The organism is Sorangium aterium (genome assembly GCF_028368935.1).
GTDB lineage: Bacteria > Myxococcota_A > Polyangia > Polyangiales > Polyangiaceae > Sorangium > Sorangium atrum.
The window spans coordinates 2,211,750-2,225,220 of sequence record NZ_JAQNDK010000001.1; the positions used below are offsets into that span (position 1 = coordinate 2,211,750).

A 13,471-nucleotide genomic window follows, 5' to 3' on the forward strand; every position below is an offset into this window, starting at 1 on the left:
TGAAGCCCGGGGGTGCCGCGCGAGCCACCGGATCCCGCGCTGAGCTCGCGCGAAAATCAGTGCACACCACCTCACCGGGCCCGTTTGCCCGGTACCGCGCACATCACGGGTTCAAGCACGAGCAGCCCCCCGGGTCAGGCGCGCTCCGCTGCTGCTGCTGCCTGAATGCCTCAGCTGCAGAGCGCGCCCCTCATCGTGCGAAACGACTCCGTACGATCCGCCGTCGATGGAGCGCTTTCAGCTCACGCAGGATGCTTCAGCCAGGCGAGCCACGTAAAGAAAAAAAGGGCGAAAAGGCGGGTCAGAGTCCATTGGGGACCACAGTGAGGGTACCGGATCCCCTGTTGGTCAGGACGAGATCGTCGTACCCATCGGCATCCAGGTCCGCGGCGGCGATGGCGTTGGGGCCGGGCGAGGTGCCGGTCGGGACGACCGGGCCAGCGACGAAGGTCCCGTTGCCGTTGCCGGTCATCGGGCGGACGCCGCCCGATGACGTGGTGACCAGGATGTAGGCGTCGAGCTTCCCATCGCCGTTGAAATCACTGGCCACGACCCCCAGCGCCGAGTTGGCGATCGCGCTGGACGACGCGGTGGACTGAACGCCGCTCGCGAAGGTGCCGTTACCGTTCCCCTTGAAGAAGAAGAGGTACCGGCCGGCCGCGCCGTTCGAGAGGATGTCGAGCTTGCCGTCCCCGTCGGCGTCGCCGAAGGCGATGCCCGCCGTCTGGCCGTTGACGGCGTTGGTGTAGGCGACCGGCGCGGCGAACGAGCCGTTGCCCTGGTTGAGGAGGATCGACAGGCGTGCTGAGCCGGGGCTCGTCACCACGATATCGGAAAAGCCGTCGCCGTTCAGATCACGGCAGGCGATGCTCGACTGCACGCCGCCGGTGCCCAGGATGGGGATGAGCGTGGGCGCGCCGAAGCTGCCCGTGCCGGTGCCCATGATCACGCTCACCTGGTTCAGGGTCACGCTGGTGGTGGCGATGTCGGCCGCCCCGTCGTGATCGAAGTCCCCGGTGCAGAGGTGGACGGAGCCCGGGGTGCCGGTGGTGAAGCTCGTCGGCGCGCCGAAGGTCCCGGGCGCGCTCGGGCCCAGGTTCCGGTAGACGCTGATGGTCCCGCTGATGATGGGCAGGTTGGTCTGGCCGTCGACGGTGACGGCGTCGAGCCACCCGTCGCCGTCCACGTCCACCGCCACGACCGCGTTGCTGGAGAGCGGGGCGCCCGTGGTGTAGAGCTCCGACTGGACGGTCGCGTCGCCGTTGCCGTGAAACACGGAGAGCGACCCGGAGGGGAGCAGCAGCGACCCGGATTCGGCGTTGGCCACCAGGACGTCGAGCTTGCCGTCGCCATTCACATCGGCGACCGCCGGGGCCAGCGGGTTGTGGGGCACGGAGACGGTCACCGGCGTGCCGGGGACCTGGCCGGAGGGCGGGGTCTGGCAGCCACCGTTCGAGCAGATTTGACCCGCCGCGCACGCGCTGTTGCAGGCGCCGCAGTGGGAGGCGTCGCTCTGGACGTTCGCCTCGCAGCCGTCGGACGTGAGCCCGTTGCAGTCGGCGAGGGTGCCTTCACATGTCTCGCAGTTGGTCCCCTCGTAGGTGGGCGCGCACTCGCAGGTATAGCTGTTGAGACCGTCGGTGCAGGTCCCGTCGTTCTGGCACGGGTTGGGCGCGCACTCGTCGTTGTCCGTGCACGTGGCGCCGTCGCCGGAGTAGCCCAGGTTGCAGGCGCAGGTATAGGAGCCCGCCGTGTTGGTGCACGTCGCGTTCACGTCGCAGTTGGCCGTGGCGGCGGCACACTCGTCGACGTCGGTGCACGTCACGCCGTCGCCCGAGTACCCGGCGTCGCAGGCGCAGGTGAACGAGCCCGGCGTGTTGGTGCACGCCGCGTTCGCGCCGCAGTTGTCGGTGCCGAGGGCGCACTCGTCGACCTCGGTGCACGTCACGCCGTCGCCGGAGTACCCGGCGTCGCAGGCGCAGGTGAACGAGCCCGGCGTGTTGGTGCACGCCGCGTTCGCGCCGCAGTTGTCGGTGCCGAGGGCGCACTCGTCAACATCCGTGCAGGTGCCGCTCTGACAGGTGAGGCCGTCGCAGCACGGCACCGTGGGGTCGCACGGCGCGTTCACGGCCAGACAGCCCTGGCCGCCGCAGGTCGGATCGTAGGTCGGCGAGCTCGGGTCGAGGCTGGTGACGTAGTCGCCGGCATGGGCGCTGTGCGCGTTGACGCACGCCTGCTCGCTGACGCGAATGATCGTGTACGGCTTCGTCGTCGAGCCGGTCCTGTGACAGAGCTGGACCGTACCGTTGACGTCGAAGTAGTTGCACTGCGCAGGGGTGAGCGCGCCATGGGCTTCGCCCACGACGTCGTCCTCATCGCCGTCGGCCGCGGAAGGGCCGGCGCTGGTGCAGCTCGCGAGCAGCAGGGTGGAGAACGCAGGGATCGCCAGAAAGCCGAGAAGAGAGCTCTTGGGAGAGCGCATGGTTTGTCCTCTGTTTGGGTTCAAGCGGGGGGTGCCGCGCGATGGCGAGCCTGCGCTGGCTGAAGAAACCTCGTGTCGTCCGGCTCAACAATTCAAGATCGATGCCAGCGCGAATACGCCGTTTGCGGAGGAGATATCGAGGCAGGCCCCTCCGCGTCTTTCGCGTTCCGCGCGCGCCACCGCACGAGCCACCGGCTCCCGTGCTGAAATCGCGCCAAGATCAGCGCACACCGCCAACTCGGGGCCGCTCGTGCCAGTCGCGCTCCGCTGCTTCCACTGCTGCTGCCTGAACGCCTCAGTCGCGGAGCGCGCCCCTCACTGTCGAGACCGACGACGGCCACGCCGTCGAGAACGACGGCAGAGTGGCCCCCGTATACTACGGACCGAGCAAGTGACGTAAATGGAAAAATGCGTCGGCGCGCGTGATTCACATCTGTGATTCACATCTGCGATTCACGTTCGTGGAGGGTCGCCATCGTTTGCATGTTGCACAGAGGGCGACGTTTGTGCATAGGCGACAGGGCTCTCAGCACATCGCTGAACCGACCCAGGTGCCCGAATGCAGCTCCGCTCCGGACGGCGCAACAGCGCAGGTCCAGCCGGCCTTCAAGGGACAGGAGCAAGCTCCGTGAGCAGATACCGCGGCGGCTCGCCTTCCCCGGCGGTTCATGGCCCGGTTCGCACAACGCGTCGGTGAGCTCTGGGCCTCGGCGCCTTGCTCGCGGCGGCGCCGAGGTGTAGGGTGCCGCCCTGCGCTCGCAGGCGATATGAGCTTGCACGTTTGGCGCGCTGCTCTCCCCGATCCTCACAGGAGGGATGACCTATGCTCCGCAACGCGAAGATCAACACGCCGCGAATCGCCCGACTCACCGTTGCCACCGTCGTGGTCGCCGCAGCCCCGGTGTGCTTCACCCTCGCCGCGCCCGCGCGCGCAGCGGTCATCGATGTTCAATGCGTGGGATCCTTCGACCGATCCTTCAGCCCGGCCGTGACCGTCACCTCCCAGACGGTCACGGTGACCGAGGCCTTCGACTACGACACGTGCGTGCTCGGCCCCAGCGCCACCGGCGCCGCCTCCATCACGCTGTCGCTCGGCTGCGTGCCCGTCTCCGCTGGACCGCCGGAGACCGAGACGGTCACCTGGAACGACGCGACCGGCGGCACCAGCACCATCACCTGGTCAGCCCCCAGCGTCGTCGGCCAGACCGCCATCTTCACCGGGACCGTCACCGCCGGGCGCTACGCGGGAGACTCTGCCACCAAGGTCACATCCGGGATCAGCTATCTCGGCAGCGTCGTCGGGTGCCTGCTCGGCACGCCCGTCAGCAACACGACAGGCCTGGTCGACAGCATCGTGCTCACCCAGTGATCGCACGGGAGGAGGAACTCCAAACACGTCGGAGGCATCACGCGCCCATCGACGGTGCTCGTCGGCGATCACCGCCGTCCCCTTCGGACCGTAGCTGCGCACGTGCGACGCGATGCGCACGCCGCCGTGCAACAGCTCCACGACGCGAGATTCCCTTGCCAATCAGTAGCTCGGCGGCAGTGGGCACGCCCGCGGAGTCGTCGCGGTCGTGCGCTCCGCTGCCAAGAGCGAAAGGTTCTGCTCGATGCCAGGCAAGTGCGGATTGGCGTTGCAAGCGCGACGGTAGCTTGCCTCCGCGCTCTCGAGATTACCGAGCAGCTGTTCGACGGCGCCAAGGCTGGCGTGCGCCTCGGACAGCTCCGGAAAGAAGCCGGTGGCGCGGATGAAGGCTGCTCGCGCTTCGGTCAGCCGTAGCTGCCGGCGCCGTTCGTTGCCGACGTTGTATTCCACGACGCCCAGCACCTCGGATTGGCTGAGTGGACGCGCATATTCGCGCGCCGAGCCGCCCGGCACCGGAAAGCGCTGGCCGTACCACGCGTCCGGCATCGCCTCACCGGCGCGCAGCAGCTCCACGTTGCGCGCACCGCCCTGCTCCTGCGCCCGCACGTAGAAGTGCCCAGGCATCATCACCCCGGACGCCGAATAGCCGAGCGCGTCAGCCAGCGCGAGAAACAAGGTACCAAGGCCAACGCAGCTTCCGCGGCGGCGCTCCAGCACGCCGGGCAGGCACACGAAGGCCAGATTCGTGTCAGCCACTTCGCGCACGAAGCTCCAACGACCGAACAAGAGCTCACTCAACACCGAAGCAGGTGAGCGCCGGGGCGACGAAGCGAGCGCGCTCTCCGCCTCGTCCACGAGACGCGAGAGCTCCGTCAGGCTCCAGGTCACCTGGCTCTCGTCGACAAAGGCGGTGTCACGGGCCAGGCCGATCAGGGCGCGGCCGAACGCAAGCTCTCGGCGCGGAGCGCGAAAGCAGCCGCTGCCCGCGAGCAAGAGCAGGAGCGCGCGGCGCTTCATGGCTTCTTCAGCGGCTCCCAGTCTTCCCAGTAGTTGTAGAGATCACGCGCCGTCATCATCCAGATGACCAGCTTCTTCGTGCCGAGCGCCTCGACGCTGCGGCGCAGCAGCTTTTGCCGCACGTTGGGGCCGCCGCCGTAGCTCATGACCAAGTCGAGCGGATACGCGATGCCACGCGCGAGGTGCGCCGAGACGCCAGCGTGCTCGGCGTCCGTCAGCTGATAAACGGCGGTGAAACTGTCGCCCAAGAGCACGACCGGGCTATCCGGGTCGTCGTCGTACGGCTTGCCGTCGGCCACGACCCGGTGCGCCACGAGCGTCTCAGGCGCGTACTTCTTCTGCTCGGCTTCCGGGAGTCGCGAATGCAGATCGCCGAAACGGGTGAAGCTGGTCTCGCGCAAGTCGTAAGCGCGCTTCTGCTTGGCGAGCTCGGCGTACCAGGGGTACTTCTTCACGCGGGTGGCCAAGAGGTCTGCGGCCAAGCGCAGCCCACGGTCGGTCCAGTGCGTGTCTTGGTGCTGGAACAGAAACGGCTCCGCCGCGCTCGTGACCTTTGCCTGCAGGAACGCCGGCAGCAGGTCCACGATCTCCACGCCTTCCTTGCTGAGCCTTTCGATCAGCTTGCGGAACGCCGGATTGATGACCTGGCCCGAGAGCGCTGTGAAAGCGGGGTCCAACTTCTCCGGATACACCTCGAGCTTCGTCGGGACCGGCACGAACAGGAAGTCGACCCCCTGCTCGTCGAGCAGCTTCTTGAACTCGAGGATCACCGGCAGCGGGTTCTTTCCCTTGCGTTGCTGCTCGAGATCACCACCGCTGACGTATTCGAGGTCGTTGCGGTAGAACAGAAAGCCATCTCGCCCGGCCAGCGCCTTGACCTTCGGCGGCATGCCTTTGAGCCGTTTCTTCAGGGCGTCATGGGTCGGCGTGAGCTTGGCCATCCACATCGGCCAAGAGCCGCCCGCCTGGGCCAGCTCGCGCTGCACCGTCTCGAGCGCCGGCGCGGGGTTCGGCGACGGACGTGTCTTGCTCAGCCGAGGCGCCGGCTTCGCGGGCGCCGCGGCCGCGGGCGCCGCGCCTTCGCCACGCACCAGAAAGACGTTGTACGTGGCTTTGCCTTGCGGCTTGCCGCGCAGCACGATGGTCGGCGCCGGAAAAGCGCGCCCGCCCAGCTCTTGCTTGATGTAGGGCTCGGTCTGCGCGTCCGGAAAGCTCGGTCCCGCCGGCATGAGATCGGTGTTGAAGGACGGGTACCAGTACGACGAGAGTTGGTTCGCCCAGGCCTTCACCTCGCTCGGCGACAGCACTGGCGCCACGTAGTCCTTCTGAATCGCAGCCACAAGCACGGGAGTGACGACGCCGGGCGCCACTCGGCCATAGAGCTCGGGAAAGCCGTCTCCGTCCTGATCGGCGGAGCCCGCAAAAGGCTTGAACCAAGGCTGAAACTCGACCTTGGCCCACAACTCCACTGCGCCCGACGCGGCCTGATGAACGAACACCTCGGTCAGGAGCTGGCCGGAGGTGCCGGGCGGCAACTGCAGGCCCCACCGCTCGCTGCGCACGGCTGAGCCAACCTCGGCCAGCGCTTCGGCCCCCGCGACCTTGTGCGCTTGCAAAAACTCCGACAGCGGCGCGAAAGCCAACGCTTGCTGCCGCTCGACCGGCGAGAGCGGCGTCTTCGCGAGATCGCTCGTCAGGCTGCCCTGGTCGAGCTGACCCGCGAACGCGTGCGAGGTATCGGGCGTGCCCGCAGCCGACATGGGCGTCTCTGGCTCCGGGTCGGCGATCATGAAGTTGCTGTGATAGGCGGCGTAGTCGAGCGCGGCGCGCGTCGGGACTGCCACCTCACGCACCCAGACCTGCGAGCGCGTCCGCGAATAGCCTTCGTTCAGCGTATGGACGTGAGCGTGTTCGACGCGCGTCCCGGCTCCCGCATCACCCCAGGGAAAGTTCGCGGACCCGGCGTGACAAGCAACAATGCCAGGCGCCGATGCGGCGGCGAGCAAGCCCCAGACCCCAAGTGCGCGCTTACGCTGCGTCATAGCGACCTCGACGATAGTTCCACATCACTCGAAGCACCCGGAGCCCGTACGTCAGCGGGTTCAGGTGCGAGACCTCGTCCCCGTAGTGCGTGGGCACCGGCGCCTCGCCGACCGAAAGCCCACGCGCCCGCGCCGAGGCGATGACCTCCAGATCGAAATCGAAGCTGTCAGACAAGTCGTGAAACGGCAGCGCTAGCGCGCGCGGCCCATAGAGAAGGTAGCCGCTGTGGTAGTCCGTCATCGAGAGCGACAGCGTCCGGTTCTCGATGCGGTTCAGCAGCGCATTGCCGACGTACTTGTAGAGGGGCATACCCCCCTGCAAGGCCGTGCCCGCAGCGATGCGCGAGCCCTGCAGCAGATCGAGCCCGCGACGCGAAAGCTCCCCGATCAGCCCAGGCAAGGCCTCCGGCGCATACTGACCGTCGGCGTGGATACAGGCGACCAGCTCCGGCGCATCGGCGCAAGCCCTGGCCAGACCGTCCTTCATCGCCGCACCGTAACCGCCGTTGTTGCGCCGCCGGACCAAGCTGAGGCGAAACGCCGACGAGCTGTAGCGCTCGACCCGACGGGCCGTGTCGTCGCGACTGCCGTCGTCGACGACCACCACGTGGGTGAGTCCCGACGAAGCCAAGCCGCCGACGCGCTCCAGCACCGACTCGATGTGCCGGGCAGCGTTGTACGCAGGGATGACGACCGTTACCTTCATGCGGAGCTCGCGAGCTGGGAGAGCGAGGATGCCGCTGCGACGCGAGCGCCGTAGCGCTCGACGTAGTCGTGCACGATCGGCGGCAAGGAGGTGGCCAGGCGTCGCTGGGGCTTCCAACCGAGCAGTCGCTGCGCTTTCTGAACGTCCGGGATGCGTTCCTGCGTGTCGTCGTAGCCGGGGCCATAGAACTCGGCGGCCGACACCGCGCGAAACTGCGCAGGCGCGCGCTCGGGTAACCGCTCAGCGAAAGCGTCGGCCAACAGCCGAGCGAGCTCCGCGATACTGACGTTATTGTCCGGATTGCCGATGTTGAAGATCTGACCTCTACTTTGCTTCGGCCGCTCGAGCACGCGGCACACGGCTTCGACCATGTCGCTCACGTCCATGAACGCCCGCCGTTGCGCGCCGCCGCCCACGAGCGGCAAAGGCTCCCCTCGCAGCAGCGCGCTCATGAAGCAGGCCAGTACGCGGGGTGTCCCCTCCCCGTCGATGCCGGGCAGGAAGTCCATGCGCGCGCCGATGGTGTTGAAGGGCCGAATGATCGTGAACGGCAACGCGCCGTGCTGACCGTGCGCCCAGATCACCCGCTCGAGCAGCTGCTTCGCGCACGAGTACGTCCAGCGCTCGCGCCCCACCGGGCCGAGCAAGAAGCACGAGTCGTCCTCGTGCATACGCGCGGTCGGCAGCCCCTGCCCGTCCAGCGCGGTGCGCCCGTAAACCTCGGCGGTCGAGAAATGGATCAAGCGCACGGCGCGCTCCGCGCAGCGCTTCACGAGCGGCAACAGGTGTGTGAAGCTGGCGTCGATGACCTCCAGCGGGATGGTCGAGTACTGGGCTGGGTTGCAAAGCGCCGTGAGCGAGATCACGACCTGACAGCGCTCGGTCACGTCCTCGACGAGCCCCGGCGCCTCGACGCGCGCCTCGATGCGCCGCACGCGCGGGTCCCAACACTCGAGCTTGGTCAAATCCACGTCGACGGCGTCGACCTGGCAGGCAAAGCGTTCAAGCAAAGCCGGCACCAGGTGCGAGCCGATGAAGCCGCCCGCGCCGACCACGGCGATGCGCGTTTCCCTCACGGTGAGCCACTCCCGGCGGACGGAATGAAGACGTCGGGCCAGCGATCATTGGCCGAGTTGTAGGTGAGGCGCGCGGCCTTCTCGGGCGGCGTGCCCACCTCCCACAGGTAAATCTCGTAGTCCGCGGTGTCGTGGTCGTGACCGCGCTGGGTGATGCCCCAGACCAGCCATTTGCCGTCGCGCGACAGCTGCGGGAAGTACTCGTGCGAGCGGCGACCCGGCAAGTCCATGAACTGGAGCTTGTCCAGGTCGACGTCCTTCGGCGGCGTGCCGTTATCGATCGGCATGCGCAGCACCCGGCTATCGCCGTTCCCGGTCGGGTGAACCCAGTAGATGGCCGTGTGATCCGGCGTCCAGTTCACCTGGCAGCCCAGCCCGGTCTGGGTCCAGGCCTTCTTGGCGATGTCCCAGATGCCGGTTTCGCGCTTCGAACCGCGCAGCGTGATGGCGAGGTACTTGCCGTCACTCGACAGCTCCGGCTGCTGCAGCAGGGCGCCGTCCAGCTCGGATACGCCCTCGCTGTCCATCAACTGCGTCTCTGCGCCGCTGCCGAGCTTGCTACGAAAGACCTTCGTGCCGCGTACGAACAGGATCTCATCCTCCGAAATCCAGCTACCCCAGCTCGCGCTCTCGACGACCTTCTTCGGCTCGGAGCCGTCCGGCTTGATCGTGTAGATGTCCCATTTGTCGCTGGCGTTGGCGTCGCGTTCGCTCACCCAGCCTTGTTTGCTGCGGCAAAACAGGATCTGCGCGCCGCTCGGGGAGAACCTCGGGAACCAGTCGACCTCGTCGCCCTTGGTGATCTGTTTGACGTCCGAGCCGTCGGTCTTCATCGTGAACAGGTCGTGATTGCCCACGCGGGAGCTGGACCAGACGATGGTGCCGTTGGCCTTCTCGCCCACCTCGCGCATCAGCGCGACGTCCTCCGCGGGCGGGGCTTCGTCGGCCCCCTTCGGGGGCTCGCCCGAAAAGGCCGAGCAGCCGAGCACAGCCGAGCAGCACAGATAACCCAATTGCCGCAGTGGGAAACGCAGGCTCATCTAATTTGTCCTTTCTCGAGCTTCACTCGCGCGGGGTGCGAGGGTGGCCGCCACGACGGCGGGTGAAGGGAAACAGCGACGCAACCCAGCGCGCACGCCGAGCGGCGCGTAGCCGAGGTCGTTCATGGCTTCGGTCGGGTCGAGGTCGGCGTCGTTGACGATGCCGGCTATCGCGCTCGAGGTGAGCGGGGGCCGCTTCATGAACACGGGGAGCACGGCTGCCAGCGCCCGGCACGCCCACACCGGCAGGTGCAAGAAGGGCCTAGGCCGATCGTGATGAAGCAGCAGCAGCTCCGCGAGCTCGCGCATCGAAATCACCTCCGCGCCGCTGAAGTTGTAGATTTTGCCGTGCGCGATCGGCGCATTGGCGAGCCGCACGAGGCCGTCGACGATATCCTCGGACCAAACGGGCCTTTTGAGCGCGCCCCCGGCGCCGATGAACGGCACCACCGGAAACCGCCGCAAGTAGTCGAGGAACATCAGGAGCTCCTGACCGCCGCCCTGCTCGTAAACCAGCGTGGGCCGCACGATCGTGTAGGTGAGCCCTGAGCCCTGGACGAGACGCTCGGCCTCGAGCTTGGACTCGGCATAGCGCGTGCGACGGGGGTAAACGACCGAGGCCGACGAGACGTACACGAAGTGCGGCACCCCCGCTTTTCGCGCCTCCGCAACGAGGTGCGCCGTGCCGTCGCGGTTGACGCGCTGAAACATCGTGGGGTCGTGGGTAATGATGATGGCGGCCAGGTGGTAGACGAGGTCGATGCCGCGACACACGCCGGCCAATGTGTTCGGATCGCTGATATCGCCTTCGCGCACGTCGCAGCCCAGCGCATCGATGCGCGCTCGCAACGGATCACCGGGCAGCACGAGCGCTCGCACTTGCCAGCCCGCTTTGCGCAGCCGCGCCGTCAAGCGGGCGCCCATCACGCCGGCGGCGCCAGTCACCAGGGCTGTCGGCATCCTACGGAGCCCCCGCAGACTCGGGAGTCGGGAGATCCAGCGGAATCCAATCTCCGACCGACAGCTCGCGCGCAGCGAACTCCCAGACCACCACGCGCTTGCCCGCCAGGCGATCTTGGCCGGCCTTCAGCTCGCGCGCGAGCGCCTGGCGCGTAGCGAAGGCGCCGGAGTCGTTCTGCGCGATCACGTCGAGGGGGCGACCAAGCGCCAGGGCCAGGTGCGGGGCCAGGCCCGACGCATTGCCCCAGCCCATCCCCTCGAGCGTGAAGATGTTGGTGAAGCTGTCGCCGAGCAGGAGCACGTCGGCGCTCTCGTCAGGCTCCCAGGGGGTGCCGGCCGCGTCCTGCACCTGGTGCACGACCACGCTCTCCGCTTGAAACAGGCTCTGATCGTCGGGCAGCTTGAGCATGTCGACCAGATCACCGACGCGCGAAGCCTGCTGCGGAACGCCGCGCATCACGGGCTTCTCTGCCAGCTTTGGCAATACCCCAAGCCCGATCACGAGCTGGCCGAGGTCGGCGGCGATGCGCTCCATGTAGCCGGGCGTATAATGCGTATCTTGAGCGAGGAAGAGCGGCTCGGTACGGGGCTCAGGCACGCTGCGGCGCGCGTCGAGCACGGCCACGCCGGCGGCTCGAAGCTCGCTCAAGAAGCGGTCGTAGTCGACATTCTGCGCCATTTCGACGCGCCCATCACGCCCAAGAAGTGGACCAGGCTCGATCCCAGCCTTGTCCGGCATCGGCAGGACCACGAGGCGGATCCCGCGTTGCGCGAGCGCTTGCTGGAACGCGAAGATGGCGGGTCGCGGATCCGGGTGGAGGGGCTCCTGGCCTGCGTCGAGGGCTTCCCTGGCGCGGCCCCGCAGCACCTCGGGCTCCAGGAATCCGGGCCCGCCGACGTGCAGCACACCGGGCGTGTAATAGAGCCAGCCGCCGTGTCCGACGACCGCGAGCTTGTTGCCCACACGACCTAGACGAGTGAGCAGCAGCTGCACGCGGGGCTGGACCCAGGCCTTGACGTACGAGGCATCCTCGATGCCCTTCTCGAGCTGACGCAGGTTCTCGGCCGTCGGTGGGCGGCGCACCAGATCCGCGAGAGGCGATTCCTCACCCTCGCTCTTCTCGAGGTAGGCCTGCGCGAGCGGAACAGCGTAGATCGCCCCCAGAAACAGCAGCGTGAGCAGCCAGGCCGCGCCGCGACTCACGTCGGTCGCGATGATACCGCGGCGCAGCTGCTCGTCGCCTGTGGGGTCGGTCGGACCGCCGCTGCGTTCGATGGCGGAGGACGAGGGAGGCAAGGTACTTTGCATCGCGCGGCCTCAGAACTGAAAGTACAGAAACGGGTTGATGGTCTGCGTCCACATCACCAACGTCGCGAGCGCCATCGTGGCCGTCACGAACGCGGTACGTGGCAAGGACAAGCGCCGCGTGAGCTCCCAGCTGTTGGGCATGCCGAAGATCACGACCGCGGCCAAAGCGAATAGCCCCACGTAGTACCGCGGGTGGAATGCGCCCGCCACGACGTCCGCCGCCGGCGAAACGGCGGCGAGCCCAAACAGTGAGCCCAGGTAGGTCACCGCCTGCTCAAGCGTCTTGGCGCGGAAGAACACCCACGACAAACACACGATCAAGAAGGTGAAGGCGACGCCGACAGCAGGTGGCAGGCGGCGCAGCGGGTGAGCTTTACCGAGCCTGCGCTCCACCCCGAGCATGCCACCGTGGATGCCGCCCCAGATGACGAAGTTCCAGCTGGCACCGTGCCAGAGCCCGCCGAGCAACATGACAGCCATCAAGTTGGCGTACGTGCGCAGGGGGCCTTTGCGGTTGCCACCGAGCGGGATGTACAAATAGTCGCGCAGCCACGTGGACAGGCTGATATGCCACCGCCGCCAGAACTCCGTGATGCTGCGCGACTTGTAGGGTGAGTCGAAGTTCTGGATCAGCACGAAGCCGAGCATCAGCGCCAAGCCCACGGCCATGTCTGAGTAGCCGGAGAAATCGAAGTAAATCTGGAACGCATAAGCTACCAGCCCGAACCACGCGTCATAGAAGTGCTTGGCGCCACCGGCGAACGCCGTATCGGCGATGTGCCCCATCGGGTTGGCCAGCAGAATCTTCTTACCCATCCCCAGCGAGAAGAACGCGACGCCGCGCGCAAACTTCTCGAGCGTGTGCTGGCGCACGCGCATCTGCTCCTCGATCGCCGCATAACGGATGATGGGGCCCGCCACCAAGTCGGGGAAGAAGGCCTCGAAACACATGTAGTCGGTGAAGCGCCGCATCGGTCGGGCGTCACCGCGGTACACGTCGATGGCGTAGCTCATCGCCTTGAACGTGTAAAAGGAGATGCCCACCGGCAAAACGACGTGCAAGACCGGCACGATCTGCGTCGAGCTGCCGAAGAGCGCGCCAAGCGCGTTGATGTTCTCGGCGACGAAGCCCGTGTATTTGAACGCCGCGAGCAGCCCGAGGTTGGTGACGATGGACGTCGCCAGCACCAGCTTCATCTGGCGGGTCCGCACGACCTCGGGGCCGATCACGGGCGGCAAGCCGTCGACGTCGGGCAGCCGTGACATCTTCAGAAGCAAGAGGCCGCACACGTAGTCGACGCTCGAGCCGAAGAACATGATCACGGCCCAGCTCGGGTTCGCCCAGCCGTAAAATACGTAGCTCGACACGGCGATGAGGGCCGTGCGGGCCCGGCCCGGCAGGGCGTAGTACGCGGCCAGTACCAGCGGCAAGAAGTAGAACAGGAAGATATGGCTGGAAAAGACCATCTC

Annotated in this window: 10 protein-coding genes; 1 reads left to right on the forward strand and 9 read right to left on the reverse strand. The window is 67.0% G+C overall.

Annotated elements, in window-relative coordinates; all coding sequences use genetic code 11:
• Positions 1–301: 301 nt before the first annotated feature.
• Positions 302–2,482: an FG-GAP-like repeat-containing protein gene (locus POL72_RS07855; RefSeq protein WP_272094409.1), complete on the reverse strand. Its 2,181-nt coding sequence runs from the start codon at positions 2,480–2,482 to the stop codon at positions 302–304.
• 823 nt (positions 2,483–3,305) lie between these two features.
• Between POL72_RS07855 and POL72_RS07860 the strand changes: the two genes are divergently transcribed.
• Positions 3,306–3,851 (forward strand): hypothetical protein, encoded by a 546-nt coding sequence (locus tag POL72_RS07860; RefSeq protein ID WP_272094410.1) that lies wholly within the window; start codon positions 3,306–3,308, stop codon positions 3,849–3,851.
• A 162-nt stretch (positions 3,852–4,013) separates the two neighbouring features.
• Here the strand turns inward: POL72_RS07860 and POL72_RS07865 are convergent, their stop codons facing one another.
• Genes POL72_RS07865 through POL72_RS07900 form a run of 8 tightly spaced genes read right to left on the reverse strand, consistent with a single transcriptional unit; the run spans position 4,014 to position 13,468 of the window.
• Positions 4,014–4,868, reverse strand: a complete 855-nt coding sequence (locus tag POL72_RS07865; RefSeq protein WP_272094411.1) for a transglutaminase family protein — start codon at positions 4,866–4,868, stop codon at positions 4,014–4,016.
• Positions 4,865–6,910 (reverse strand): alginate O-acetyltransferase AlgX-related protein, encoded by a 2,046-nt coding sequence (locus POL72_RS07870; protein WP_272094412.1) that lies wholly within the window; start codon positions 6,908–6,910, stop codon positions 4,865–4,867. Before POL72_RS07870 ends, POL72_RS07865 begins: the two co-directional genes overlap by 4 nt.
• Positions 6,897–7,616 (reverse strand): glycosyltransferase family 2 protein, encoded by a 720-nt coding sequence (locus POL72_RS07875; RefSeq protein WP_272094413.1) that lies wholly within the window; start codon positions 7,614–7,616, stop codon positions 6,897–6,899. The genes POL72_RS07870 and POL72_RS07875 overlap by 14 nt, the downstream gene beginning before the upstream one ends.
• On the reverse strand, positions 7,613–8,671 hold the full coding sequence (locus tag POL72_RS07880) for an NAD-dependent epimerase/dehydratase family protein (protein ID WP_272094414.1): 1,059 nt from the start codon (positions 8,669–8,671) through the stop codon (positions 7,613–7,615). The genes POL72_RS07875 and POL72_RS07880 overlap by 4 nt, the downstream gene beginning before the upstream one ends.
• Positions 8,672–8,688: 17 nt before the next feature.
• Positions 8,689–9,732, reverse strand: coding sequence for a TolB-like translocation protein (locus POL72_RS07885; protein ID WP_272094415.1), 1,044 nt, complete (start codon positions 9,730–9,732; stop codon positions 8,689–8,691).
• A complete protein-coding gene (locus POL72_RS07890; RefSeq protein ID WP_272094416.1) occupies positions 9,733–10,692 on the reverse strand; it encodes an NAD-dependent epimerase/dehydratase family protein in 960 nt (319 codons plus the stop codon).
• Between the two features lies 1 nt (position 10,693).
• Positions 10,694–12,001, reverse strand: a complete 1,308-nt coding sequence (locus POL72_RS07895; protein WP_272094417.1) for an alginate O-acetyltransferase AlgX-related protein — start codon at positions 11,999–12,001, stop codon at positions 10,694–10,696.
• Positions 12,002–12,010: 9 nt separating this feature from the next.
• A complete protein-coding gene (locus tag POL72_RS07900) occupies positions 12,011–13,468 on the reverse strand; it encodes an MBOAT family O-acyltransferase (RefSeq protein ID WP_272094418.1) in 1,458 nt (485 codons plus the stop codon).
• Positions 13,469–13,471: the final 3 nt, after the last annotated feature.

Excerpts from the sequence above, each read along its gene's own strand:
- POL72_RS07895 (WP_272094417.1), bottom strand. The coding sequence starts at position 12,001 with ATGCAAAGTACCTTGCCTCCCTCGTCCTCCGCCATCGAACGCAGCGGC.
- POL72_RS07855 (WP_272094409.1), bottom strand. The coding sequence starts at position 2,482 with ATGCGCTCTCCCAAGAGCTCTCTTCTCGGCTTTCTGGCGATCCCTGCG.
- POL72_RS07900 (WP_272094418.1), bottom strand. The coding sequence starts at position 13,468 with ATGGTCTTTTCCAGCCATATCTTCCTGTTCTACTTCTTGCCGCTGGTA.
- POL72_RS07865 (WP_272094411.1), bottom strand. The coding sequence starts at position 4,868 with ATGAAGCGCCGCGCGCTCCTGCTCTTGCTCGCGGGCAGCGGCTGCTTT.
- POL72_RS07890 (WP_272094416.1), bottom strand. The coding sequence starts at position 10,692 with ATGCCGACAGCCCTGGTGACTGGCGCCGCCGGCGTGATGGGCGCCCGC.
- POL72_RS07870 (WP_272094412.1), bottom strand. The coding sequence starts at position 6,910 with ATGACGCAGCGTAAGCGCGCACTTGGGGTCTGGGGCTTGCTCGCCGCC.
- POL72_RS07860 (WP_272094410.1), top strand. The coding sequence starts at position 3,306 with ATGCTCCGCAACGCGAAGATCAACACGCCGCGAATCGCCCGACTCACC.
- POL72_RS07885 (WP_272094415.1), bottom strand. The coding sequence starts at position 9,732 with ATGAGCCTGCGTTTCCCACTGCGGCAATTGGGTTATCTGTGCTGCTCG.
- POL72_RS07875 (WP_272094413.1), bottom strand. The coding sequence starts at position 7,616 with ATGAAGGTAACGGTCGTCATCCCTGCGTACAACGCTGCCCGGCACATC.